At 70.1% G+C, this 23,588-nt stretch carries 22 protein-coding genes and 1 pseudogene; 10 read left to right on the top strand and 13 right to left on the bottom strand.

The features are described 5' to 3' along the window. The first annotated feature begins 5 nt into the window (after window positions 1-5). Window positions 6-1,253, top strand: coding sequence for a ricin-type beta-trefoil lectin domain protein (locus tag ACFYW9_RS34235; protein WP_389158786.1), 1,248 nt, complete (start codon window positions 6-8; stop codon window positions 1,251-1,253). A 276-nt stretch (window positions 1,254-1,529) separates the two neighbouring features. On the opposite strand, the gene ACFYW9_RS34230 is transcribed toward ACFYW9_RS34235, so the two are convergent. Continuing rightward, window positions 1,530-1,865 (bottom strand): YnfA family protein, encoded by a 336-nt coding sequence (locus ACFYW9_RS34230; protein WP_351870893.1) that lies wholly within the window; start codon window positions 1,863-1,865, stop codon window positions 1,530-1,532. 445 nt (window positions 1,866-2,310) lie between these two features. Here ACFYW9_RS34230 and ACFYW9_RS34225 point away from each other — a divergent pair, with 445 nt between their 5' ends. The 3 genes from ACFYW9_RS34225 (at window position 2,311) to lysA (ending at window position 4,820) form a co-directional block, all read left to right on the top strand. After that, window positions 2,311-2,844, top strand: a complete 534-nt coding sequence (locus ACFYW9_RS34225; RefSeq protein WP_389158782.1) for a universal stress protein — start codon at window positions 2,311-2,313, stop codon at window positions 2,842-2,844. A 161-nt stretch (window positions 2,845-3,005) separates the two neighbouring features. Further along, a complete protein-coding gene (locus tag ACFYW9_RS34220; protein WP_389158779.1) occupies window positions 3,006-3,422 on the top strand; it encodes an SAV_915 family protein in 417 nt (138 codons plus the stop codon). A gap of 9 nt (window positions 3,423-3,431) precedes the next feature. Further along, window positions 3,432-4,820 carry a diaminopimelate decarboxylase gene (gene lysA, locus ACFYW9_RS34215; protein WP_389158776.1) on the top strand — a complete coding sequence of 463 codons (1,389 nt, stop codon included), beginning with the start codon at window positions 3,432-3,434 and terminating at the stop codon, window positions 4,818-4,820. Window positions 4,821-5,068: 248 nt separating this feature from the next. Here the strand turns inward: lysA and ACFYW9_RS34210 are convergent, their stop codons facing one another. Further along, entirely contained in the window at window positions 5,069-5,800 is a 732-nt protein-coding gene (locus tag ACFYW9_RS34210) for a MerR family transcriptional regulator (protein ID WP_389158773.1), read from the bottom strand. 54 nt (window positions 5,801-5,854) lie between these two features. On the opposite strand from ACFYW9_RS34210, the gene ACFYW9_RS34205 reads away from it, so the two are divergent. Further along, complete coding sequence (locus ACFYW9_RS34205) at window positions 5,855-6,142, top strand: hypothetical protein (protein ID WP_389158770.1); 288 nt, start codon at window positions 5,855-5,857, stop codon at window positions 6,140-6,142. A gap of 103 nt (window positions 6,143-6,245) precedes the next feature. On the opposite strand, the pseudogene ACFYW9_RS34200 reads toward ACFYW9_RS34205, so the two are convergent. The 6 genes and pseudogenes from ACFYW9_RS34200 to kdpF all read right to left on the bottom strand — a co-directional run. Next, a pseudogene (locus ACFYW9_RS34200) lies at window positions 6,246-6,527 on the bottom strand (sensor histidine kinase); the annotation flags it as partial. A 94-nt stretch (window positions 6,528-6,621) separates the two neighbouring features. After that, entirely contained in the window at window positions 6,622-7,305 is a 684-nt protein-coding gene (locus ACFYW9_RS34195; RefSeq protein ID WP_389158765.1) for a response regulator, read from the bottom strand. Window positions 7,306-7,429: 124 nt separating this feature from the next. Continuing rightward, window positions 7,430-8,098, bottom strand: a complete 669-nt coding sequence (locus ACFYW9_RS34190; RefSeq protein ID WP_389158762.1) for a potassium-transporting ATPase subunit C — start codon at window positions 8,096-8,098, stop codon at window positions 7,430-7,432. 25 nt (window positions 8,099-8,123) lie between these two features. Then, window positions 8,124-10,250: a potassium-transporting ATPase subunit KdpB gene (gene kdpB / locus ACFYW9_RS34185; RefSeq protein WP_389158759.1), complete on the bottom strand. Its 2,127-nt coding sequence runs from the start codon at window positions 10,248-10,250 to the stop codon at window positions 8,124-8,126. Then, on the bottom strand, window positions 10,247-11,911 hold the full coding sequence (gene kdpA, locus ACFYW9_RS34180) for a potassium-transporting ATPase subunit KdpA (protein WP_389158756.1): 1,665 nt from the start codon (window positions 11,909-11,911) through the stop codon (window positions 10,247-10,249). The genes kdpB and kdpA overlap by 4 nt, the downstream gene beginning before the upstream one ends. Window positions 11,912-11,919: 8 nt before the next feature. Beyond that, entirely contained in the window at window positions 11,920-12,009 is a 90-nt protein-coding gene (kdpF, locus tag ACFYW9_RS34175; protein ID WP_037896654.1) for a K(+)-transporting ATPase subunit F, read from the bottom strand. 356 nt (window positions 12,010-12,365) lie between these two features. Between kdpF and ACFYW9_RS34170 the strand changes: the two genes are divergently transcribed. Together ACFYW9_RS34170 and ACFYW9_RS34165 are read left to right on the top strand one after the other, a co-directional pair. Continuing rightward, window positions 12,366-12,923: a hypothetical protein gene (locus ACFYW9_RS34170; protein ID WP_389158751.1), complete on the top strand. Its 558-nt coding sequence runs from the start codon at window positions 12,366-12,368 to the stop codon at window positions 12,921-12,923. Window positions 12,924-13,294: 371 nt separating this feature from the next. Continuing rightward, window positions 13,295-13,633, top strand: coding sequence for a nuclear transport factor 2 family protein (locus ACFYW9_RS34165; protein WP_351870865.1), 339 nt, complete (start codon window positions 13,295-13,297; stop codon window positions 13,631-13,633). 63 nt (window positions 13,634-13,696) lie between these two features. Here ACFYW9_RS34165 and ACFYW9_RS34160 read toward each other — a convergent pair whose 3' ends face one another. The 3 genes from ACFYW9_RS34160 to ACFYW9_RS34150 form a co-directional block, all read right to left on the bottom strand. Continuing rightward, window positions 13,697-14,269, bottom strand: coding sequence for a dihydrofolate reductase family protein (locus ACFYW9_RS34160; RefSeq protein WP_389158747.1), 573 nt, complete (start codon window positions 14,267-14,269; stop codon window positions 13,697-13,699). A gap of 326 nt (window positions 14,270-14,595) precedes the next feature. Continuing rightward, window positions 14,596-15,123, bottom strand: coding sequence for a pyridoxamine 5'-phosphate oxidase family protein (locus tag ACFYW9_RS34155; protein ID WP_389158744.1), 528 nt, complete (start codon window positions 15,121-15,123; stop codon window positions 14,596-14,598). Further along, complete coding sequence (locus ACFYW9_RS34150; protein WP_389158741.1) at window positions 15,120-15,614, bottom strand: universal stress protein; 495 nt, start codon at window positions 15,612-15,614, stop codon at window positions 15,120-15,122. The genes ACFYW9_RS34155 and ACFYW9_RS34150 overlap by 4 nt, the downstream gene beginning before the upstream one ends. A 108-nt stretch (window positions 15,615-15,722) precedes the next feature. Here ACFYW9_RS34150 and ACFYW9_RS34145 point away from each other — a divergent pair, with 108 nt between their 5' ends. From ACFYW9_RS34145 to ACFYW9_RS34135, 3 genes are all read left to right on the top strand, one after another. Then, window positions 15,723-17,546 (top strand): glycoside hydrolase family 15 protein, encoded by a 1,824-nt coding sequence (locus ACFYW9_RS34145; RefSeq protein WP_389158738.1) that lies wholly within the window; start codon window positions 15,723-15,725, stop codon window positions 17,544-17,546. A gap of 76 nt (window positions 17,547-17,622) precedes the next feature. Continuing rightward, on the top strand, window positions 17,623-18,525 hold the full coding sequence (locus ACFYW9_RS34140) for a cyclase family protein (RefSeq protein WP_389158812.1): 903 nt from the start codon (window positions 17,623-17,625) through the stop codon (window positions 18,523-18,525). A 112-nt stretch (window positions 18,526-18,637) separates the two neighbouring features. Continuing rightward, the gene (locus ACFYW9_RS34135) at window positions 18,638-20,218 is read left to right on the top strand and encodes a GMC oxidoreductase (RefSeq protein ID WP_389158735.1); all 1,581 of its coding nucleotides are present in this window, start codon (window positions 18,638-18,640) and stop codon (window positions 20,216-20,218) included. A 39-nt stretch (window positions 20,219-20,257) separates the two neighbouring features. Here the strand turns inward: ACFYW9_RS34135 and ACFYW9_RS34130 are convergent, their stop codons facing one another. Both ACFYW9_RS34130 and ACFYW9_RS34125 read right to left on the bottom strand, forming a co-directional pair. Continuing rightward, a complete protein-coding gene (locus ACFYW9_RS34130) occupies window positions 20,258-21,574 on the bottom strand; it encodes a DUF2254 domain-containing protein (RefSeq protein ID WP_389158732.1) in 1,317 nt (438 codons plus the stop codon). Further along, window positions 21,571-23,328 (bottom strand): cation:proton antiporter, encoded by a 1,758-nt coding sequence (locus ACFYW9_RS34125; protein WP_389158729.1) that lies wholly within the window; start codon window positions 23,326-23,328, stop codon window positions 21,571-21,573. Before ACFYW9_RS34125 ends, ACFYW9_RS34130 begins: the two co-directional genes overlap by 4 nt. Between the last annotated feature and the right edge of the window lie 260 nt (window positions 23,329-23,588).

Raw genomic sequence — 23,588 nt, 5'->3', positions numbered from 1 at the left:
GAGCCATGAACTCCCCACGTCTGCTCCGCAGATGTCTCCTCGCCGCGCTGTCCGCCGCACTCGTCGCCTCCGCCTCGGCCGTCGTCACCCCCGCGCACGCGGGCCCGGCGGCGGCCACCGCGACGGTCACGTTCCAGGACACGTTCGACGGTGCGGCCGGTTCGGCCGTCGACTCCTCCAAGTGGCAGCTGGAGACCGGCGACAACGTCAACAACCACGAGCGGCAGTACTACACCTCGGGCAACAAGAACGCCGCACTGGACGGCCAGGGCCATCTGGTGATCACCGCCCGCAAGGAGAATCCGGCCAACTACCAGTGCTGGTACGGCACATGCCAGTACACGTCGGCCCGGATGAACACCTCCGGGAAGTTCACCACGGCCTACGGTCATGTCGAGGCCCGGATGAAGGTCCCGCGCGGGCAGGGCATGTGGCCGGCGTTCTGGATGCTCGGCAGCGACATCGGACAGGTCGGCTGGCCGAACTCCGGCGAGATCGACGTCATGGAGAACGTCGGCTTCGAGCCGTCCACCGTGCACGGCACGATCCACGGCCCCGGGTACTCCGGATCCGCGGGCATCGGCGCCGGCTACTCCCTCCCGAACGGCCAGGCCTTCGCGGACGCCTTCCACACCTTCGCGGTCGACTGGGCGCCGAACTCGATCACCTGGTCGGTGGACGGGACCGTATACCAGCGGCGCACACCGGCCGATCTGGGCGGCAACACCTGGGTGTTCAACAAGCCGTTCTTCCTGATCCTGAACCTCGCGGTCGGCGGATACTGGCCCGGGGACCCCGACGGCTCCACCTCCTTCCCGCAGCAACTCGTCGTCGACGAGGTGAAGGTGACCACGAGCGACGGCTCCGGCGGCACCAGCGGTCCGGTCAAGGGCCTCGCGGGCAAGTGCGTGGACGTGGCCGCCGCCAACTCGGCCAACGGAACACCCGTACAGCTCTACGACTGCAACGGGACGGGCGCCCAGCAGTGGACGGTGTCCCCGGACGGCACGATCCGCGCGCTCGGCAAGTGCCTGGACGTCACCGGCAACGGTACGGCGGACGGCTCGACGGTCCAGCTCTGGGACTGCAACGGCGGACCCAACCAGAAGTGGACGGTCACCGCGGCCCACGACATCGTGAACCCGCAGGCGAACAAGTGCCTGGATGTCACGGGCAACAACTCGGCCAACGGAACCCGCCTGCAGATCTGGACCTGCACGGGCGGCGCCAACCAGAAGTGGACGGTGGGCTGACACCGCTCGACCTGTTTACAGGTTCGCAATTCCGGTGTCCCTTTCTCCACCGCTTCGGCCTTCGCCCGGCCCAAGGGACACCTGTAGCCATCAGAAGCCTTGGCGTGTTGGCCCGCCGACGAAGCAGATCGACTGCGGGTGTCGGCGGGCCGCTCACTCCAGCGCGGGGATCCCGAAACGACAGTTCCTCGATCGAACCGAAGTCGGGGCCGACCTCTCGGCCCGCCGCCGGGGCGGGGCCCGTTTCTCGACCTCGGTCGGACACCCTTGGCGTGATCAGTGACTACGCGGGGCGTACATGATCACGGCCATTCCGGCGAGGCAGACCAGCGCACCGATGACGTCGTAGCGGTCGGGACGGTAGCCGTCGGCGACCACGCCCCAGGCGATCGATCCGGCGACGAAGATCCCGCCGTACGCGGCGAGGATGCGGCCGAAGTTGTCGTCGGACTGGAACGTCGCCACCACCCCGTAGAGGCCGAGGGCGATGACACCCGCGCCGATCCAGGCCCAGCCTTTGTGCTCGCGGATGCCCTGCCACACCAGCCAGGCGCCACCGATCTCGAAGAGGGCGGCGACGACGAACAGGGCGATGGAGCGAGCGACGGTCATACCGGCGGACCCTACCGGCGTCCCGCAGCCGTGATCTTCAGCGGGCCATCGGGCACCTTGCGGCCGCATGTACCCTCACCTGCATTCTTCGGCGAGCATGAGCAGGCTCGGCGGCGCAGGCCGAGCCACCACGTTCCGGCTAAGAGCACGACCAGAACGACGGCGGTGGCAGGCAACCGGCCCACCACCGCTCCGGCGCCCGCACCGACGACGCCCGCTGCGTAAACGCCGGAGATCACCGCCGCCCAGGGGTCGTGTCCGCACCCCGCGCCGCGCATCGGTCCGCCTTCCGCCGCGGCGCGTGGCTGCAAGCGGCGTCAGAGTCGCGTCATGAACCGGACCCGCGATGTCAGGCGTACGCCAACAGAGCTGTCCGCCGGCCTCGTCCGGCACTTCGATGGGACCCGAATGTCTGTCAGGACTTACGCCAAGGGGTGAAACGACGATGGGTGACGGCGGGCGACGGCGCGCGGTGGTCGGGGTGAGCGGCTCGCTCGGGAGTCTGGCGGCTCTGCACCGGGCGGTGAGCGAGGCCCGTCGAACCGGTGGCGAGTTGCTGGCCGTGCTGGCCTGGGAACCGCCGGGTGGTGAAGTCGCTCACGGGCGATCCGTGTTTCCGTCGTCCGCGGCCGACATGCGGCGGGACGCGGGCGAGCGACTGCTCGCCGCTCTCGACACGGCCTTTGGCGAAGCGGGACCCGGGATTCCGTTCCAGGGCCTGACCGTACGGGGTACGGCGGGGCGCGCACTGGTCGAGGCCGCCGACCGGGCGGACGACCTCTTGGTGATCGGCGCGGGATCCCGCGGCGCGATGCGCGCCCTGTTCCCGTCGGTCGCCCGGTACTGCGTCGCCCACGCCACCTGCCCTGTGCTGGCGGTTCCGCCCTCTCCCCTGCAGGACGAACTCGTCTCCATGCACCGCCGAATCAGCCTCCGACGGTCGATCGATGCCCGGGAGTTGACGGACGGCAGAGCCTGACCAGGTGTCCCCGCAGCCGTCAGCAGCGCGTTATAGGTACCGGGCTTCGCGTCAAGCATCCGTCAGCGAGGGAGCCCGGCCCTGGTGAGGCGGGCATAGCTTCGTCGCAGCGCCCGGTCGATCCGACCGGGCGGCGCACATCGCCTTCGAGGAGCAGCACCATGCCTCCAATCGAGTATTCCGAGGACCCCGAGCCTTCTGAACGGTTCCCGGCCGGACTTCTCTTCGTCCCTGTCCGGTCGGGGCCGGCGGGCCGCACGGCCCGGTTCTTCCGCACCCCCCTCGGCGGTCGTACGGCCGTCGGCTTCACCTCGGCGGCGAAGCTCACCGCCACGCTGGGCAGCGAGCAGGCCTGCATCAGGCTCTCCGAACCCGCGCTGCGCGCGCTCGCCGCGCCCCTGGGCGTCACGGTCCTCACCGTCGACCCGCAGTTCTCCGCCCCCGCGGCCGGCCGAACCACGGCCACGGTCCGTGAGCGGGAGAACTCCTGGCGCCGCCGGCATCCCGAGCGCGCCGGCGCCCTGCGGGTGACCGACGCCGCCGTCGCCGCGTGCCGCCTGAACCCGCTGATCGGCTGAGGAGACACCATGTCCATCCAGGACGCCCCCATGCGGGACCTGCCCGTCCGGGACCTGCCTCGCCCTCTGGGCGACGTCGCCGGTGCCGACACCCGGGACGCCGACGGCCTGTCCGTCTGGCCCCGGTCCGCCCTGCCCGAACACCACGGCGACGTCTCCGTCGGCGGTGTCTCCCTCGCCGAGGCAGCCGACCGATTCGGCACCCCCGTGTACGTCCTCGACGAGCAGGAGGTCCGTGAGTGCTGCCGCACGTACCGGACGGCGTTCCCCGAGGCCGACGTCGTCTACGCCGCCAAAGCGTTCCTGTCCCGGGCGATGGCCCACTGGGTTCAGGAGGAGGGCCTGGGCCTCGACGTCTGCTCCGCCGGGGAACTCGCGCTCGCCGTCACCACCGGCTTCCCGCCGGAGAGGATCGTGCTGCACGGCAACGCCAAGAGCCCCGAGGACCTCCATGCGGCCTTCCAGCTCGGTGTCGGACGCATCGTCGTGGACAGCACCTCGGAGATCGCCCGGCTGGCGGCGATCACACCCGCCGGCAGCCGCCAGAAGGTCTTGGTGCGCGTGGTCCCCGGCATCGCCGCCGGCGGGCATGCCAAGGTGCGCACCGGCACCGACGACCAGAAGTTCGGGCTGTCGATCACGGACGGGTCCGCGCAGCACGCCGTCACCCGGATACTCGACCAGCCGCACCTGGAACTCGTCGGCCTGCACTGCCACATCGGCTCGCGGATCGCCTCCGTGAAGCCGTACGTCGCCGCCGTGCGCCGCATGGTCGGGCTGATGGCCAGGATCCGCGACCAGCACGGAGTGGCCCTTTCTCAGCTGGACATCGGCGGCGGTCACGCCATCGCCTACCGACCTGGCGAGGAGAGCCTGAGCGTCGGTGTCCTGGCCGGGCGGGTCCGCGCCGAGCTGGAGGACGGCTGCGCTCGCGCCGGGCTGCCCGTGCCCCGGCTCACCCTCGAACCCGGGCGGGCGATCGTCGGCCCCGCCGGGGTCGCCGTCTACCGGGTGCTGGCCGTCAAGCGCACCGGGGAGCGCACCTTCGTCGCCGTCGACGGCGGCATGAGCGACAACCCGAGGCCCGCCCTGTACGGCGTGCGCTACGCGCCCCGGCTGATCGGCCGCGCGACCAGCGCCCCGCCCCGCCTCGTCACGGTCGTGGGCCGACACTGCGAGGCGGGTGACGTCCTCGCGGACGAGGTGGCGCTCCCCGGCGACGTACACCCCGGGGATCTCCTGGCCGTCCCGGCGGCCGGCGCCTACCACCTCTCCATGGCGTCCGGTTACAACCTCGTCGGCCGGCCCCCGGTGGTCGCGGTCCGCGACGGCATCGCCCGCGTCCTGGTACGCCGCGAGTCGCTCGACGACATGAGCCGTCGCGACGTCGGGCTCTAGTGCCGCGGCGGGCAACGTTTGCCCTTCAAGGAGCGGCGTCATGGGGGTCCCCCCTGCTCGAGCGAAGCCGAGAGCTTGGGGGAGCGTGCTCTCGGTGTGCCGGCCGGAAGTCCTCGTACTGGACGTACTTGGGCTTTCGGCCGGTGCGGCGAGAGGGCGTGCCGGGTCGGCGCTGTCCGAGGCCGGTGTGGCCGGCCCACCGCGGCGCGGCGCGGCAAGGACGCGGCACGGCTGCACGCTCCTTCGAGTCATCCGTCCAGGCGCGCGCGGATCAGCGTGTCGAGTCGCCGCCAGGCAGGGGATGAGGCGTTGACCGTGGCCTGGATGAGGGCGGGGATCTCGGATGCCGAATCCACACCGGGAGGTTCGTCCGCTCCGTAGCGTTCCTGACTCGCCTCGGTGATCCGACGGGCGAGGTCGTCGATGCGGGGATCGTCGGCGTCGAGGTCGTGTGCCTGGTCGTAGTCGAGGAAGAGCTGCCGTAGTACCGGGTCGGCCAGGCTTTCGGCCTGGTCGTGGAACAGGGCGATCGCGCGGTCCGGGTGGGTGGCGAACACGAGGATCCACAGGTCCCGTTGCAGGTCCACCCACCGAGGCGTGAATCCCCAGCGGGCCAGGTCCTCCAGATGGGCGCCGACCTCGGTGGGCAGCGGTGCGAGCCGCCCGGCGGCGAGCCGGCGCAGGCGCCCCTGCGTCGCCACCAGGCCACGGATGCGGTCGGTGAGCTCGTCGTCGATCTCCCGCAGCGCCTGCCGGAACTCCTCGTCGTCCGCTGATCCCAGGTCCCGGATACGGGCCAGGGGGACACCGGCTTCGGCGAGTGTCCGGATCTTGATCAGGTCGATGGCGTCCTTCGCGCCGTACCTTCGGTAGCCGGACGCGTCGCGGTCGGGCTCGGGGAGCAGCCCCTTGTCGTGATAGACGCGGATGGTCTTGACCGACACACCGACGTACCTGGCCAGCTGCCCGATGGTGATCACCTGGCCATCGTCCCACTTGACCCTTCCCCTGGGGCAGGGTTGCAGCATGGCGTCATGACGAACACGAACATCGATCGGGAGACCCTGCGCGAGCTGGCCGACGAGGGCAACGAGACCGCTTCGGACCGGCTGGCCGACCTTGCCGACGCCGCCGACGACCTCGGGGAGCTGAGCGAACTGCTGGACGAGGGATCCATGCGCGCCGGGTTCCTGCTCACCCGACGCGCGGCCGCGTCCGGCGATCTGCGCGAGCTGCAACGGATCTCCGACGCCGGGTACGACGAGGCCGGGAACGAGCTGGACCGGCTGCTGAAGGCACCGGCTGACGAGGACCGGGACTGAGGATCCGACGCGGCCGCGATCGCCTGCGCGGTGCGGAAGGGGCACGCGGAGCCGGGCCGGGTTCCTCGGGTCTCGTGCCGACGACGGGACATCGACTCCTCCAGGAGGTGGCGGCCGCCGGCAGGTCCGGGCGAACCGGCTGGAGTCCGGTCGCGACGGGGAGTCCGAGAACCATGGTGAGCCCGCCGCCGGGGGTGTCCTCGGCGTCGAGGGTGCCGCCCATCGCCTCGGCGAAGCCCCGCGCCACCGCGAGGCCCAGGCCGGCCCCGGCACCACGCGGAGCGTCGCCGTATCGCTGGAACGGCTCGAAGACCCGGTCCTCGGCCTCGTCGGGGACGCCCGGGCCGCGGTCCACCACCCGCACTTCGACCCGGTCGGCGATGGCGAAGTCTGCCGCGTGCCGTCTTCTCGTCTCTTCGTCTCTTCGTCTCTTCGTCTCTGAGGGTGGGGCTCGGGGGCCGGGTCGGTCGGGAAACGATTCAGTTCTCGAAGCGGTAGCCCATGCCGTGCTCGGTGATCAGGTAGCGGGGGTGGGCGGGGTCGGCCTCGAGTTTGCGGCGGAGCTGCGCCATGTAGACCCGCAGGTAGTTGGTCTTGTGGCTCTGCGAGTCCCCCCACACCACCTGCAGCAGGTGCCTCTGTGTGACGAGCCGCCCGGGGTTGGTGACCAGGATCTCGAGCAGATGCCATTCGGTCGGGGTGAGGCGCACGTCGTGTCCGCCTCGTGTCGCCTTCTTGGCGAGCAGGTCGATCGTGAACCCGTCCGTCGTGACGAGCGTCGTATCGGGGGCGAGCGGAACATGCTCGGTACGGCGGACGGCGGCGCGCAGCCGGGCCAGCAGTTCGTCCATGCTGAACGGCTTGGTGATGTAGTCGTCGGCGCCGGCGTCGAGTGCCGCCACCTTCTCGTCGGAGGACCGGCGCGCGGACAGCACCAGGATCGGCACGCGGCTCCAGCCGCGCAGGGCCTTGATCACGTCCGTGCCGTCCATGTCCGGCAGCCCCAGATCGAGCAGGACCACGTCGGGCTGCCGGACGGCGGCCAGGCGGAGCGCGGTGGTGCCGTCGGGCGCCGGGTCGACGCCGTAGCGGCGTGCCTGCAGGTTGATGACGAGGGCCCGTACGAGCTGTGGGTCGTCCTCCACCACGAGCACTCGGGTCATCGGAGTACGCCTTTCCTGATGGTGCGGAGGGCCGGGACTTCACCGGCTGCACGACTGCGGGAGCCGGCGGACCGGGGGTGCCCCTCCCCGGTCCGCCGACTCCCGCGGAACATGGGTAAGGCCATCAGCTCTTCGCCACGAGTTCCTTGAGCGCGATGTTGAGTTCGAGGACGTCGACTCGGGGTTCGCCGATGAAGCCGAGGCTCCGGCCCTGGGTGTGCTCGTCGACCAGCTTCTGCACCTGGGCCACGGGCAGGCCGTTCTTCTCGGCGACGCGGTGCACCTGGATGTCCGCGTAGTCCGGGGAGATGGCCGGGTCGAGGCCGGAGCCGGAGGAGGTGACCGCGTCCGCGGGCACGTCCGAGGGCTTCACCGTGTAGCCGTTCACCGAGTTGTCCTCGATGACCGCGGCCTTGGCGTCCTCGACCCACTTGATCAGGTCGGCGTTGTCACCGGAACGGTTGGTGGCGCCGGACAGGATCAGCTTGTACTGCGTGTTGACGGAGTTCGTCCCCAGACCGTTGGCGGGGCGGCCCTGGAACCACTTGAGGTCGGGTTCCGGGGTCTCCTGGCCCTTCTTCAGCGGCAGGTTGTACGACTGCCCGATGAGGGAGGAGCCGACGACCTTGCCGTCCGCCTTGATCTCCGAGCCGTTCGCCTTGCCGTTGAACAGGCCCTGGGCGACCCCGGTGACGGCGAGTGGGTAGAGCACGCCCGTCACCACGGTGAGCACGAGGAGCGCGCGCAGGGCTGCCCAGAGCAACCGGGCGGTGTTCGTAACCGAGTTGTTCATAGTGGATCAGCACGCTTTCGAGGAGTTACAGCCCGGGGACGATGGAGATGAGCAGGTCGATGATCTTGATGCCGACGAACGGGGCGACCAGGCCGCCGAGTCCGTAGATCCCGAGGTTGCGGCGCAGCAGCTTGTCGGCGCTGACGGGCCGGTACCGGACGCCCTTGAGGGACAGCGGGACCAGCGCGATGATGACGAGCGCGTTGAAGACGACGGCCGAGAGGATCGCGGAGTCGGGCGAGGACAGGTGCATGATGTTGAGCTTGTCCAGGCCCGGGTAGACCGCGGCGAACAGCGCCGGGATGATCGCGAAGTACTTCGCGACGTCGTTGGCGATGGAGAACGTCGTGAGCGCGCCCCGGGTGATCAGCAGTTGCTTGCCGATCTCGACGATCTCGATGAGCTTGGTGGGGTTGGAGTCCAGGTCCACCATGTTCCCGGCCTCCTTGGCGGCCGAGGTCCCGGTGTTCATCGCCACGCCGACGTCGGCCTGGGCGAGCGCGGGGGCGTCGTTGGTGCCGTCGCCGGTCATCGCGACGAGCTTGCCGCCGGCCTGTTCCCGCTTGATGAGCGCCATCTTGTCCTCGGGAGTGGCCTCCGCGAGGAAGTCGTCGACGCCCGCCTCCTCGGCGATCGCCTTGGCCGTCAGCGGGTTGTCGCCCGTGATCATGACGGTCTTGATGCCCATGCGGCGCAGTTCCCCGAACCGCTCGCGCATGCCGTCCTTGACGACGTCCTTGAGGTGGATGACACCGAGGACCCGGGCACCCCGCTCGTCCTCGGCCGCGACCAGCAGCGGCGTGCCGCCGGCGCCCGCGATCCGGTCGGTCAGCTCCGTGGCGTCCTCGGCCACCTCGCCGCCGCGCTCGGCGACCCAGGCGATGACCGAACCGGCCGCGCCCTTGCGGATCTTGCGTCCGTCGACGTCCACACCGGACATCCGGGTCTGGGCGGTGAAGGCGATCCACTCGGCGCCGGTGAGCTCGCCCTGGTGGCGCTCGCGCAGGCCGTACCTCTCCTTCGCCAGGACGACGATCGAACGGCCCTCGGGGGTCTCGTCCGCGAGGGAGGAGAGCTGGGCGGCGTCCGCGACCTCGGCCTCGGTCGTCCCCGTCACCGGCAGGAACTCGGACGCCTGCCGGTTGCCGAGCGTGATGGTGCCGGTCTTGTCCAGCAGCAGCGTCGACACGTCACCCGCGGCCTCGACCGCGCGCCCGGACATGGCGAGCACGTTGCGCTGCACGAGCCGGTCCATGCCGGCGATGCCGATCGCGGAGAGCAGGGCGCCGATCGTGGTCGGGATCAGACAGACCAGCAGCGCCACCAGCACGACCGTCGAAAGGTGCGTGCCCGCGTAGTCGGCGAACGGCGGCAGGGTGGCCACCGCGAGCAGGAAGACGATCGTCAGCGAGGCCAGCAGGATGTTCAGCGCGATCTCGTTGGGCGTCTTCTGCCGGGCCGCGCCCTCGACCAGGGCGATCATCCGGTCGATGAAGGTCTCGCCGGGCTTCGTCGTGATCCTGACGACGATCCGGTCGGAGAGGACCTTCGTGCCGCCGGTGACGGCCGAACGGTCGCCGCCGGACTCCCGGATGACCGGGGCCGACTCGCCGGTGATCGCCGACTCGTCGACGGACGCGACGCCTTCGACGACGTCACCGTCGCCGGGGATGATGTCACCGGCCTCGCAGACCACCAGGTCACCGATCCTCAGATCCGTGCCGGGCACCTGTTCCTCGCGGTCCCCCACGAGCCGCCGGGCGACGGTGTCGGTCTTGGCCTTGCGCAGGGTGTCCGCCTGCGCCTTGCCACGGCCCTCGGCCACCGCCTCCGCCAGGTTGGCGAAGACGACGGTGAGCCACAGCCAGGCGCTGATCGCCCAGCCGAACCAGTCGCCCGGGTCCTTGAAGGAGAAGGCGGTGGTCAGGACCGAGCCGATCCACACCACGAACATCACGGGCGACTTGACCATGATCCGCGGGTCGAGCTTGCGGAAGGCGTCCGGCAGCGACTTCAGCAGCTGCTTCGGGTCGAAGAGACCCGCGCCGACCCTTCCTTCGTCCTTGTGGCCCGTCGGCACATCGCTGTGCGGCGCCCGAGTGGGAGTAGTCGTGGACACGGCGTCCTCTTGGTTGTCTGTGCGAGTGGTCATGACGCCAGCCCCTCGGCGAGCGGACCCAGCGCCAGCGCCGGGAAGTAGGTCAGACCGGTGATGATCAGGATCGCGCCCACCAGCAGACCCGTGAACAGCGGCTTCTCGGTCCGCAGGGTGCCCGCCGTGGCCGGTACCGGCCTCTGCTCGGCGAGCGAGCCCGCCAGCGCGAGGACGAACACCATCGGCAGGAACCGGCCGAGCAGCATCGCGAGACCGATGGTGGTGTTGAACCACTGCGTGTCGGCGTTCAGACCGGCGAAGGCCGAGCCGTTGTTGTTGGCGCCCGAGGTGTAGGCGTAGAGGATCTCGGAGAATCCGTGCGCGCCGCTGTTGGTCATCGAGTTGCCCGGGGTGGGCAGGGCCATCGCGGCGGCGGTGAAGACGAGCACCAGGGCAGGGGTGATGAGGATGTAGCAGGCCGCGAGCTTCATCTCGCGGGTGCCGATCTTCTTGCCGAGGTACTCGGGGGTGCGGCCGACCATCAGGCCGGCGATGAACACCGCGATGATCGCCATGATCAGCATGCCGTAGAGGCCGGATCCGGTGCCGCCGGGCGCGATCTCGCCGAGCTGCATGCCCAGCATGGTGATGCCGCCGCCGAGTCCGGTGAACGAGGAGTGGAAGGAGTTCACCGCGCCCGTGGAGGTCAGCGTCGTCGCCACCGCGAAGATCGACGAGCCGCCGACGCCGAAGCGGGTCTCCTTGCCCTCCATCGCGCCGCCCGCGATCTGGAACGCCGGACCGTGGTGGTGGAACTCGGTCCACATCATCAGCGCCGTGAACCCGACCCAGATGGCCGCCATCGCGGCGAGGATCGCGTACCCCTGCTTCAGACTCCCGACCATCTGACCGAAGGTGCGGGTCAGCGCGAACGGGATCAGCAGGATCAGGAGGATCTCGAAGAGGTTCGAGAACGGGGTCGGGTTCTCGAAGGGGTGGGCGGAGTTGGCGTTGAAGTAGCCGCCGCCGTTGGTGCCCAGCTCCTTGATGGCTTCCTGCGAGGCGACCGCGCCGCCGTTCCACTGCTGCGATCCGCCCATGAACTGGCCCACGGAGTGGATGCCGGAGAAGTTCTGGATCGCGCCGCAGGCGACCAGGACGATCGCGCCGATCACCGAGATGGGAATCAGGATGCGGACGGTGCCGCGCACCAGGTCCGCCCAGAAGTTGCCCAGCTCACCGGTGCGCGAGCGGGCGAAGCCGCGGACGAGTGCCACCGCCACCGCGATGCCGACCGCCGCGGAGACGAAGTTCTGCACGGCCAGACCGGCGGTCTGCACGACATGGCCCATGGCCTGCTCGCCGTAGTACGACTGCCAGTTGGTGTTCGCCACGAACGACGCGGCGGTGTTGAACGCCTGGTCCGGGTCGATCGCCGTGAAGCCGAGCGAGCCGGGCAGATGCCCCTGCACCCGCTGCAGGAGATAGAGGAACAGGACGCTGACGGCGGAGAAGGCCAGGACACCGCGCAGGTAGGCGGTCCAGCGCATCTCCGTGTTCGGGTTGGCGCCGATGCCCTTGTAGATCCACTTCTCGACGCGCAGGTGCTTGTCGGAGGAGTAGACCCGGGCCATGTAGTCCCCGAGGGGACGGTAGGCGAGTGCCAGTGCCGCTATGAGGGCGAGCATCTGGAGCGCGCCGGCGAGGACGGGGCTCATATCGGTGCTCAGAACCTCTCCGGGAAGACAAGCGCAAGGACGAGATAGCCCAGCAGGGCGACGGCCACGATCAGGCCGACGACGTTCTCGGCGGTCACAGCTTCGTCACCCCCTTGGCGACGAGGGCCACCAGCGCGAACACCGCGATCGTGGTGACGACGAAGGCCAGGTCGGCCATCGTGAGCTCCTAGAAGAGGTCCGGATTGAACTGACGGTTAGAGGTAAGCGCCTCTCCGGACGGATTCGGCCACCGTTGACGGCCCCCTTACGGCGACCGGAGCGCCTTTGACGGAACCCTGACGGCAGAGTGATCCGTCCGCGGGAACCAATCCCCCCACCCGCATGACCAGCAGCGGCAGCGAGATCACCACCAGCCAGGTGCCGCGCGCGGACACTCGTCAGAGTCGCGTCAAGGTGCGAGCGTCCCGCCCGGAAGGTCTTTACCGTCGGCCCTATGGAACGCCGCCACGACACGCGACACGACGCCGTCCACACGCAACCGGATCCTCCCGTGGACGTGCTGCACGATCGCCGCTGGGCCAAGGATCTGCGCGGTGCCGTTCAGTGCTCGGCCGGAATCCTCGTGCTCCTCCTGCTGATCGACTGGGGCGCCGGCAGCCTCACCGCCACGCGCGGAGCGCTGTGGGCCGGCCTCGGCGTCCTCCTGTTCCTGATCCTTTTCCCTCCCAGGGTCACCGCGGGTGAGGGCTGGCTGACCTCACGCGGACCGCTGCGGAAGCGGAGCGTCCGCACCGACCTCCTGGTGTCGGTACGGACGCTGGACGGAGTCTCCCAACGGCTCGTCCTGCGTGACGTGCTCGGCGGCCGGGTCGAGATCAGCCCCCAGGTCCTGCTGGACAACCCCGACCTGTGGCACCGTCTCGAGGAGGACGCGCACAGGTCCGCGACCAGGGGATCGCTGACCTGTGGGCAGACCGCTCTGCGCCGGATCTCCGAGCGGATCGACCGGGAGAACGCCCGGACCGTGTTCAAGGTCTCGGGCCTGGACTGAGCCTCCGGAAGCGACCGGCACGCCGGGTCGGGTTCGGCGGCGAGCCGGTGTCAGCCGTTCCTCACAGGCCCGGCCGTATCGAGGGCGGCACCCGTCTGGTCGACCACGGTGTCGGCGGACTTGGCGGACTGTGCGAGGACCGCGGTCCGATGGACGCGGGCGAGGTGACCCGCGTCCGTCACCGTGATCACTTCAAGGCGGCGGCCGAAGCCACCGCTCGCGGGCGCGTCGAGCAGTACGCCGGCAGGGTTGCCAGGAGCGGCGGGGCCGGTGGCGGAAGCGCCGACCGGCCCCGTCGCTCCCGCGTGTCAGGGCCGATGCGTGGTTATACCGTGGCGGGACAGGTCCAACCGTCCGGCCGAGGAGACCGAATGACCGACAGTCCGGCACACATCGTCGAGGCGGCGTTTCGGTACTACAGGTCGCAGGACCGCGACGCGGCCCTCCCTCTCTACGCCGACGGTTTCTCGTTCACCAGTCCGCAGGACGACCACATCGACAAGGCGGCCTTCTTCGAGAGGTGCTTCCCGACTGCCGACCGGTTCAAGGAGCAGCGGTTGCTTCACGTCACCCCCGCGAACGAGGAGCTCGTCTTCGCGTACTACGAGTACGAGCTCGGTACGGGCGGCAGGCACCGGAACGTCGAGGCGATCACCGTTCGGGACGGACTCATCCAGGAGGTGGAGGTCTTCTTCGGAGGCAAGGCATGAGCAGGCCCGGGCCCGAGGAAGGCGTCCGGCGGTCCTGGAGACCACGCGCGTGCGGGAGCCCTGTCAGCGGACGACGTCGAAGACGTTCTTCTGCAGACCGTTGGCGTAGACCTCGTGCTCGACGAGCTTCAGCTTCTGGGTGTCCTTGTCCGTGGCGCTGAAGAGCCGCTTGCCCGCCCCGAGCAGGAGCGGAAAGACGAGCAGGTGGTAACGGTCGATCAGGCCGGCGTCCGAAAGGGCCTGGTTCAGGGAGGCGCTGCCGTGGACGATGATCGGGCCGCCCTCGGTCTCCCTCAGCGCGGCGACGTCGTCGAGCGAGCGCAGGATCGTCGTCTCGCCCCAGTTCGACACCAGGCCGTCCTCGGTGAGGGTGGTGGAGACGACGTACTTCGGCATCACCTTGTAGCCGGCGAAGTCCTCCATGCCGGGCCACACCGGGCTGAACGCCTCGTAGCTGGTCCGGCCCATCAGCATGGCGGTGGCTTCCTGCTGTTCCCGGCCCTTGATCTCGAACGCCTCGGGGAGGAACTCGATGTCCTTGAAGGTCCACCCGGAGTTCCGGTAGCCGGGCTCGCCGCCCGGGGCCTCCACGACGCCGTCGAGCGAGATGAAAGCGGTGCTGATCAGGGTACGCATCTACGGTTCCTCGGTGTCTCGTGTCCGGTTCTCGGCAGATTCGGTCGGTGCGCGCTTCGGCCGCACTCGCGACCGAGGCGCACCAGCCATGATGTCTGACCGGGGATCACGGAAGAACTCATCGGCCGTCACCCGTTCGGGTCCCGGCGGTCTCGGCATCCGGACCATCTCGGGGACCACACGTGCCCGACGCGGCCCCTGCCGGGCGTACATCCGCCTTCTCGTCCCTCACCTGACACATCGGTACCACGCCGGTCCGGCTTCAAGCGGTGAGGACACCTTGAGCCAGGGAGCATGGGACCCCGGCTTCCCGGGAGAGGCCCGGTTCAGGCCACGATGCGGCGTCCTGTGAGGGCATACGGTTCGACGCGCACCCACATGTCGCGCCTGCCACCGGCCCACGGCGCGCTGTACGCCCGCTCCGCGAGCCGGCGCTCTTCATCGCCGTCCGTGACCTCGCGCGCGTACCCGCGCGCCAGCACGCTCCAGCCCTGGCTGAAGGCGTCGTCGACACGGTCGACCTCGAACGCGACCAGGCAGCCGCACGCCAGCGACGGTGTGGCGCCGCGGGCGGTTCTGAAGACGATCGTGTCATCGACGACGCTGTAGTTGACCGGCACGATCGCCGGCCCGAGCACCGTGGGAACCGCGACCCTTCCCACACCGTGCGTCGAGAGCAGTTCCGTACACTCGGCCCTGCTCAGTTCGGTGAACTCGGGAGCGCGCCCGGCCTGTTCACGACCGGGTGGCACATCGGCGTCGCCGCCGGTGAGCTCCGAGACCGTGGTCCGCAGTGCCGCCGCCAGCGTGAGCAGTGCGCCTCGGCCGGGCGCGGCGACCATGAAGCCGCTCATGCCGCTGAGTCCTCGGCTGCCGAGTACGAGTACCTCGGCGTCGTCGACGGCTCGCGCAGCACCTCGGCGGGCCGCCCGTCGAGGTGCTCCGTGACGACGTCGACACCCGGGTGACGTGCGCGTGGGCCTTCGGCCGCTTCGCGCGGGACCGTCCCCCCAGCCTTCGGCTGGAGGTACCCCGTCTCGCTTCCCCCGCTCCGGTGCCGGAGGGTCCCGGCGCCGGGCAAGGGCGCCTGGGCCATGTGGGCCGGGACCCGTTCCCGTACGTGGACCGGCTTCGACCGCAGTCCGCGCAGCCGCGCCTCACGGGCGGCCCGTTCGGCGGCGGCGAGGCTCTCCAGGGAGCCGTCGAGGCCTGGGCCGACAGGCCCCTGACGGGGGCCGGGCGGGCCGACGCCCGGTAGCCCGTACGGCCCGACTGGGAGTGCCGCCTCACCGTGGAGCGGCGGAAATGGAGGCAGGCGGCACGGAGCATCCGGGCTCGTGGGCACTGCGGGCCGTCGTCCATGGCCCGATTCGCCCGTCCGTGACGCCGAGAGGCGCCCGTGCGCGGCCTGTCGGACAGTGGACCGCGCCGGAACCTCCTTGATTGGACGCCCATGGACCGCTATCCCCCCATCGCCAACCACGGTCTGGTGGGCGACCTGCAGACCGCCGCCCTGGTGTCCTCCGAGGGCGTGGTGAACTGGTTCTGCTCGCCGAGGTTCGACTCGCCGAGTGTCTTCGCCTCGCTGCTCGATCACGACCGCGGCGGGTACTTCCGGATTACGCCGGAGCACGCCGACGTCACGTGCAAACAGCTCTACTACCCGGACACCGCCGTGCTGGTCACGCGGTTCATGTCGCCGGAGGGCGTCGGCGAGGTCATCGACTGGATGCCCGCGAACACCAGCCGGACCCCCACCGACCGGCACAGCCTGACCCGGGTGATTCGCGTGGTGCGCGGCACCGTGCGGTTCCTGCTGGAGTGCAGGCCGCGGTTCGACTACGGCCGGGCCGACCACGAGCTGGATCTACGGCCCCAGGACGCGGTGTTCCGGGGGCCCGGGATCGCGGGACACCTGCAGACGTCCTTTCCGCTGGTACGGGACGGGCACGACGTGAAAGGCGCGGTCACGCTCGGCATCGGGGAGTCGGCCGTCGCCGTGTTCACGACGTGCGCCGTCGACGGCGAGGCGCCGCCTCCCCTCACGGTCGACGGCGTGACGGAGTCATTGTGGCGTGAGGTGGACTTCTGGCAGAGGTGGCTGCACACCTCCCACTACCGGGGACGCTGGGCCGAGATGGTGAACCGCTCCGCCATCACGCTCAAACTTCTGACCTACCACCCGACGGGTGCGCCGGTCGCCGCCGCCACCATGGGGCTGCCGGAGCAGGTCGGCGGTGAGCGCAACTGGGACTACCGGTATTCGTGGGTGAGGGACGGGTCCCTCTCCGTGCGCGCCCTGCTCGACCTCGGTTTCGCCGAGGAGGCGTCGGCGTTCACCAAGTGGCTGGGCGAGCGGATGCGCGACCGGGCGGACCTGCCCGGCGAGCGGCTGCAGATCATGTACCGGGTGGACGGGGACCCGCACCTGACGGAGGAGATCCTCGACCACTGGGAGGGGTACCGGGGATCGAGGCCCGTCCGCGCCGGCAACGCCGCCGCGGACCAGTTGCAGCTCGACATCTACGGTGAGGCCATCTACGCGATGGCCGAGGGCATGGATGTCAGCGAGGAACTGGGCTTCCACGGCTGGAAGGGGCTCGCCCGGACGCTGGACTGGCTGTCCGACAACTGGGACCGTCCGGACGAAGGTGTCTGGGAGACGCGTGGAGGCCGCAACGACTTCACGTTCAGCCGGGTGATGTGCTGGGTCGCCTTCGACCGGGGCCTGCGCCTGGCCACGGAACTCAGCCGGCCCGCCGACATCCCGCGCTGGCGCAACGCCCGCGACAGCATCCTCGAACAGGTGATGGACAAGGGCTGGAGCCGGACCGAGCAGGCCCTGGTGCAGCACTACGGCGGAGACGTCCTGGACGCCGCCCTCCTGTTGATCCCGCGTGTCGGGTTCCTCGCCGCGAAGAGCCCCGGCTGGCTCTCCACCCTGGACGCCATGGAGCGCAAGCTCGTCTCGGACAGTCTCGTGTACCGGTACGACCCGGCCGCCTCCCCCGACGGTCTCCGCGGCTCGGAGGGGACCTTCAGCCTCTGCACCTACCTCTACGTCGACGCCCTGGCCCGCGCCGGGCGGATCAGTCCGGCCCGCTACACCTTCGAGAAGATGCATACCTACGCCAACCATGTCGGCCTGTTCGCCGAGGAGATCGGCCCGAGCGGCGAGCAACTCGGCAACTTCCCGCAGGCGTTCACCCATCTGTCGCTCATCATGGCGGCATCGACCCTGGACGAGGCCATCGACCGGGCGCGGCAACGTGGCTGAGCCGGAACCCGGGCCACCGGGTCCGGGCGCGCCGGACCCCGACGTACGCCCGCAGAGCCGAGCCGCCTTCGACGCCCTGTACGCGCGACTGCGGCAGCGGGCGGAGACCGCCGGACCGCCCGCCTCCGCCGGTGGCCGCGGGGCGCTGGCCGGCATCACACCGGCGCGGGTCCTCGCCGCGGCGGCCGAGGTCCTCTCCGGCCTGACGGTCTCCCTGTCGTCCCCGATCGAGACCGGCGTGGCTCCCGACAATCCGCACCCGGCCGGCCACCGGCTCACCAGCGGCCCCGAGGCCGAAACCGCGGACGGAGAGCTGCACTTCGCCACCGACCACTTCGCCATGAACGTTCACGGCGACGCGGACAGCCACCTCGACGCCCTGTGTCACGTCGTCTTCGACGGCACGCTGTACGGCGGCGTCCCGGCGAGCACCGTGACGGCGGAGGGCGCCACGGCTCTGTCCGTCGAACTGGTTCGCGACGGAATCGTCGGCCGTGGCGTCCTGCTCGACATCCCGCGGCTGCGGGGCGTGCCGTGGCTGGAGCCCGGCGACCACGTCACCGCCGACGACCTCAGAGCCGCCGAGGCCGCCCAGGGCGTGCGGGTCGGGACCGGGGACATCCTCCTCGTACGGGTCGGCCACCGCCGCAGGCGTGAGGAGGCGGGACCGTGGGACGTCGCGCGCAGCCGGGCCGGCCTGCACCCGGCCGCCATGGAGTTCCTGGCCGAGCGCCGGGTCGCCGTACTGGGCAGCGACGGGAACAACGACACGGCCCCCAGCCTCACCGAGGGCGTGGACTTCCCCGTGCACGTCCTGGGCATCCACGCCCTCGGGCTGCACTTCATGGACTACCTGCGGTTCGAGGACCTGGTGCCGCTCTGCGAGGAGGCGGACCGCTGGTCGTTCCTCTGCGTCGTCGCACCCCTGCGGCTCCCCGCGGCCACCGGCTCACCCGTCAACCCGATCGCCGTCCTCTGACCTACGAATGACCACGAACAACCGCGAATGACCAGGAACGACCAGGAACGACCCACGAAACGGCTGGTCCCGGCCCGCCCGCACCCATCCCCCCATGATCCGAGGCACCCCCATGGCAGGAACCGAGCACTACGACGTCATCGTCATCGGCACCGGAGCGGGCGGCGGCACACTCGCCCACCGCCTCGCTCCCTCCGGCAAGCGTGTCCTGATCCTCGAACGCGGCGGATACCTGCCGCGCGAGCGGGACAACTGGGAGTCCACCGCGGTCTTCGTCAAGGGCAAATACCGCGCACCGGAATTCTGGTTCGACAAGCACGGCGAGAAGTTCCCGCCCGAGGTGAACTACTACGTGGGCGGCAACACCAAGTTCTACGGCGCCGCGCTGTTCCGGCTGCGCCCCGAGGATTTCGGCGAGTTGCGTCACCATGGCGGCATCTCCCCGGCCTGGCCGATCCGTTACGAGGATCTGGAGCCCTACTACACCCAGGCCGAACACCTGTACCTGGTGCACGGCCGGCACGGCGAGGACCCGGGTGAGGGACCGGTCAGTGCCCAGTACGCGTATCCGCCGATGCAGCACGAGCCACGGATCCAGCAGCTCAGCGACGACCTGGAGAAGCAGGGTCTGCACCCCTTCCATCTGCCGATCGGCGTCGACCTCACCCAGGACGACCACGGGGGCGCGGCCCACGGAAGCGTGTGCATCCGCTGCAACCGGGTCGACGGGTTCCCGTGCCTGGTGCAGGGCAAGGCCGACGCCCAGGTCATCTGTGTCGACCCGGCCCTGGAGCACGACAACGTCACGATGATCACCGGGGCGAACGTCCGCAGGCTGGAGACCGGGCCGACCGGCCGCAGCGTCGACAAGGTGATCGCCGAACTCGCCGACGGGACGGTCGTGCAGTACTCCGCCGACATCGTGGTGGTGGCCTGTGGTGCCGTCAACTCCGCCGCCCTGCTGTTGCGTTCGGCGAACGACGGTCATCCGGACGGCCTCGCCAACAGCTCCGGAGTGGTGGGCCGCCACTACATGCGGCACAATAACCTCGCGCTGATGGCGGTGTCGAAGGAGCCCAACGACACCCAGTTCCAGAAGACCCTCGCCCTGAACGACTGGTACCTGGGCGCGGACGACTGGGACCACCCGCTGGGCGGAATCCAGATGCTCGGCAAGTCGGACTCCGACCAGATCCGGGGCGAGGCACCGCGGTGGGCAGGCATGGCCTCGCCGGATCTTCCCTTCGAGGTGCTGGCCCATCACGCGGTGGACTTCTGGCTCTGCGGTGAGGATCTTCCCCACCCCGACAACCGGGTCACGCTCGACGGCAACGGTGACATCCACCTCGCCCTGGACGAGAAGAACAACACCGAAGGGCTGACGCGCCTTCAGCACAAACTCCAGAAGATGCTCGGCCACCTGGGCATGCACCCCCACCACCTGCTGCCGCACAGCCTCTACCTGCACAAGGGCATGCCGATCGGCGCCACCGCCCACCAGGCGGGCACCGTGCGCTTCGGCACCGACCCGAGGACCTCGGCCCTCGACGTCGACTGCAAGGCCCACGATCTCGACAACCTCTACGTCGTCGACACCAGCTTCTTCCCGAGCATCGGCGCGGTGAACCCGTCGCTGACCGCCATCGCCAACGCCCTTCGGGTCGGCGACCACATCGCGGAACGCCTGAGCTGAGCGAGGAACGCCCTGCGGCCCGCCCTGAGGCCCGTGTCCCTACGGGCCGGGCTCGCTGGGCGGTGAGACGTCTGGGGGCGCGTCCTGGCGGCGCCGTCCCCCGATGCCCTGGGGGTCGGCCGTCCGTGCGTCGGCGCGGCGGGGGGCGTCGGCGAACGCTCTCTCGACCGCGTCGTCGAGGAGGCCGAGTTCGGCGCGGAGAGCGGGCCGGCAATCGTCCGGCAGCGCCGCGAGGAGACCTTCGAGGAGGGCCCGGAGCCGTCGGCAGACCTGGACGGAGGTCGCGCCGTAGTCGCGGATCTCGGTGACAGCGAGTTCCAGGTAGTTCTCCCAGGGCCGGCCGGGCACCACGACGCGTGGCCGGCCACGCTCGTCGGCGAGCACGTAGTGACCGCGGGTTCCGGCACGTCCGACGGCGTGCAGGAACGCCTCGATGTGGTTCAGCACCTGGATGGCCGTGGTGGGGTCGTTGACCGCGGGCGAGAGGGCGCGGATGGCGATGTCGACCAGGATGCGCAGGGCGAAGGCCGGGTCCTGCTCGATGGTCCGCTCCGCGCCGAGGGCGAGGAGGCCGGTCACCAGGCGCGGGTCGGGCGCGGGCGCACCGCCGTGGATCTCGACGACGGTGCCGCCGGGCGGGACGAAGTCACCGACCGACGCGGCCAGTACGAACACGCAGTCGTGCCGCGCCGCGAGCGAGACCATGCCAGGTGCGTCGAACGCCTGGATGACACCGCCGCGTTCCGTCCGGATGCGGACCACCGGGCCTCCCGCCGGTGGCACCCCGTGGGACGCCGCAGTGCTCCGTACGTGGGCCGCCATGCGGTCGAGGACCTGTTCGCCCAGGCGTCCCACGATGTCGGCGATGGCCACCGGCCGCAGGTTGTGGGTGAAGCGGTTGAGGTAGATCAGCAGGAGCAGGAGGCTCACCGAGACGGCGATACCGGCCAGGGTCACACCGAGGTTGGGCACGGAGTCGGTCTCGATGCTCCGCAGCAGTGTGTAGGCGAACGCGAAGGTGCCGGTGAAGGTGGCCAGCACGGCCTTCTGCAACCGGTCGCGGTACCAGAGCCGCATGTAGCGCGGTGAGAGGGTGCCGGTGGCCTGCTGGATGACGAGGACCCCGATGGTGACGACGAACCCGAGCAGCGCGATCATCGCGCCGACCACGGAACTGAGAACACTGCTCGCCGTCGACGCGGAGTAGTCCCAGGTCTTCGGCAGCCAGGACGCCCCGTCCACGGCGGCCGCCGCCTCGGCGAGGGCGACACCGAGCACGAGCCCGAAGAGGGGGACGATCCACAGACTCGCCTTGGCGTACTGCCGCAGCCGGAAACGTGCGGCCCAGGAAGTCATGCGGAGCCCATCAGTACGGCGGTGTCGCCCGGCTGGGGTTTGATCTTCTGGGTCCCGGTGACCGGGGCCAGCCGGCCGTCGGCCCGGACCACGAACAGGATGTCGTGGTCCGAGGGGATCGGCCGGGATCCGGGCTGGACGTGGAAGCGGGCGCCCTGCTCGTAACGGGCCGCCAGGCGGTGCCGGACGAGCGGGTGGCCGAAGAGGATGTCTCCGCCGGTGTAGGGGGCGACCACGCCGTGGCTGTCCCGCGGCGGCCCCACCCGGTAGACGGGCCCTTGCACGTTGTCCTTGATGACGACGGAGGCGAGGGCGTTGAAATCGTCGTCGTCGGTGAGCAGGAACACCGCCGACACGCCTTCCAGCCGGGCCCGGGGGTTGGTTGCGGTCGCCAGCATCTCCCCGTGCGCGAGTTCGATTCCGGCCGCGGCGATCCGCTCGCGTTCCTCGTCCAGTCCGGCCCACATCAGGACGTCGAGTCCGGCGGTCTCCAGGGCTTTCCCCAGGCCGATGACCCATGGGGCTCCGCCCACCAGGAGCGGCCGTGTCCGCGCCGACCGGACGACGCCGAGCTTCCGGGCCACGGGCGCGGCGGTCAGGGCGTAGAGCATGACCGTCCCCACGATCACGAGGAAGGTGATCGGCAGGATCTTGGACGCGCCGGGCAGTCCCTTCGCCACGAGGGTGGCGGAGAAGGCGGACGCGGTCGATGCCGCGACGATGCCGCGGGGCGCCATCCACCCGATGAAGCCCCATTCGCCCACCGTCAGATCGGAACCCCGGGCGGAGGCGTACGCGATGAGCGGCCGGATCACGAGGACGAGCACGGCGATCAGGATCAGCGAGGGGACGAGCACGGGCACCACGGAGTCGGGGGTGACCGCGGAGGAGATGGAGATGAACAGCAGGCCGATGATCATCTGGACGAGTGTCTCGAGGAAGGGCCGGCGGGCCGGCATGTCCATCCCCCGCAGGTTGGTGATGGCCAGTCCGGTGAAGATGGCGGCGATGAGGCCGGTGTCGTCGCGGACGATGTCGCAGCCCGCGGAGACGAGGATCACCGTCGCCAACTGGGCGAGGGTGCCGAGCGTTTCACCGAGTCGCAGTTTGTTCAGGGTCAGCCAGAGGATGGCGGTGCCCACAGCACCGCCCACGAGACCGACTCCCACGCTGAGCAGGAACTGTCCGATCTGGTAGCCCCGGCCGATGTCGATCCGGTGGGAGGTCGCGACGGCGTGGAAGACGACGGCTCCGAGGATGGCGCCGATCGGGTCGGTCAGCGTTCCTTCCCAGATCAGGATGCGCCTCAGCCTGTCCGTCGGCCGGACGTATTCGAGCAGCGGGCCGACGACGGTGGGACCGGACACGACGAGGATCATGCCGATCATCGCGGCCCCCCGCAGCGGGATGCCGAACAGGGCCGGCCCGATACCCCCGACGGCGAAGAAGGTGACCAGGATGCCGATGACCAGCAGCCGGACGACGGTCGAGCGGGTACGGCCGGTCAGGTTGCGCAGGTTCAGCCCCAGACCCGCGTCGTAGAGGATCACGGCGACGGACAGCGACACCAGCGCGGGGAAGTCCGGGCCGATGAGCCGCCCGGGGTGGATGACGTCGGTCAGGGCGCCCGCCGTGAAACCGACGGGCAGGAGGACGATCAGCGCGGGGACGCGCAGCTTGTTGGCGAGGATCTGCGAGCCCGTGGCGAGGGCGACGGTCAGGGCGATGCCCAGGAGGATGTCCTCGTCGGTCATGGCGGTCGTCCTCCTTCCACCGCTCGGGGCCGCGGGATCTCAAGCGCGTCCGCAAGCCCCGCGCCCCGCCTGCAGGGGATCTTGAAATCGGATCGCGCCCGACCCGACGCCGAGGAGGGCCGCCTCCAGGGCATCCGCCGAGCACGCCGTGCCCGGACCGACCGCAGGAACGAGGCAGTCACGTCGAGGTCCAATCCACTACACCCGCGTACGGCACGCACCGCCACGAAGCCGTCCGGGTGACCCGCGCCGTCCGCACC

Source organism: Streptomyces sp. NPDC002698 (assembly GCF_042888945.1).
Classification (GTDB): Bacteria; Actinomycetota; Actinomycetes; order Streptomycetales; family Streptomycetaceae; genus Streptomyces.
The sequence above is the reverse complement of the archived record's forward strand: the minus strand, read 5'-3'. Positions and strand labels throughout refer to the sequence as shown.

Excerpts from the sequence above, each read along its gene's own strand:
- lysA (WP_389158776.1), top strand. The coding sequence starts at position 3,432 with ATGTCCATCCAGGACGCCCCCATGCGGGACCTGCCCGTCCGGGACCTG.
- ACFYW9_RS34190 (WP_389158762.1), bottom strand. The coding sequence starts at position 8,098 with ATGAACAACTCGGTTACGAACACCGCCCGGTTGCTCTGGGCAGCCCTG.
- ACFYW9_RS34220 (WP_389158779.1), top strand. The coding sequence starts at position 3,006 with ATGCCTCCAATCGAGTATTCCGAGGACCCCGAGCCTTCTGAACGGTTC.
- ACFYW9_RS34225 (WP_389158782.1), top strand. The coding sequence starts at position 2,311 with ATGGGTGACGGCGGGCGACGGCGCGCGGTGGTCGGGGTGAGCGGCTCG.
- kdpA (WP_389158756.1), bottom strand. The coding sequence starts at position 11,911 with ATGAGCCCCGTCCTCGCCGGCGCGCTCCAGATGCTCGCCCTCATAGCG.
- ACFYW9_RS34170 (WP_389158751.1), top strand. The coding sequence starts at position 12,366 with ATGGAACGCCGCCACGACACGCGACACGACGCCGTCCACACGCAACCG.
- ACFYW9_RS34235 (WP_389158786.1), top strand. The coding sequence starts at position 6 with ATGAACTCCCCACGTCTGCTCCGCAGATGTCTCCTCGCCGCGCTGTCC.
- ACFYW9_RS34230 (WP_351870893.1), bottom strand. The coding sequence starts at position 1,865 with ATGACCGTCGCTCGCTCCATCGCCCTGTTCGTCGTCGCCGCCCTCTTC.
- ACFYW9_RS34130 (WP_389158732.1), bottom strand. The coding sequence starts at position 21,574 with ATGACTTCCTGGGCCGCACGTTTCCGGCTGCGGCAGTACGCCAAGGCG.
- ACFYW9_RS34165 (WP_351870865.1), top strand. The coding sequence starts at position 13,295 with ATGACCGACAGTCCGGCACACATCGTCGAGGCGGCGTTTCGGTACTAC.
- ACFYW9_RS34135 (WP_389158735.1), top strand. The coding sequence starts at position 18,638 with ATGGCAGGAACCGAGCACTACGACGTCATCGTCATCGGCACCGGAGCG.
- ACFYW9_RS34205 (WP_389158770.1), top strand. The coding sequence starts at position 5,855 with ATGACGAACACGAACATCGATCGGGAGACCCTGCGCGAGCTGGCCGAC.
- ACFYW9_RS34145 (WP_389158738.1), top strand. The coding sequence starts at position 15,723 with ATGGACCGCTATCCCCCCATCGCCAACCACGGTCTGGTGGGCGACCTG.
- ACFYW9_RS34155 (WP_389158744.1), bottom strand. The coding sequence starts at position 15,123 with ATGAGCGGCTTCATGGTCGCCGCGCCCGGCCGAGGCGCACTGCTCACG.
- kdpB (WP_389158759.1), bottom strand. The coding sequence starts at position 10,250 with ATGACCACTCGCACAGACAACCAAGAGGACGCCGTGTCCACGACTACT.
- ACFYW9_RS34195 (WP_389158765.1), bottom strand. The coding sequence starts at position 7,305 with ATGACCCGAGTGCTCGTGGTGGAGGACGACCCACAGCTCGTACGGGCC.
- ACFYW9_RS34160 (WP_389158747.1), bottom strand. The coding sequence starts at position 14,269 with ATGCGTACCCTGATCAGCACCGCTTTCATCTCGCTCGACGGCGTCGTG.
- ACFYW9_RS34125 (WP_389158729.1), bottom strand. The coding sequence starts at position 23,328 with ATGACCGACGAGGACATCCTCCTGGGCATCGCCCTGACCGTCGCCCTC.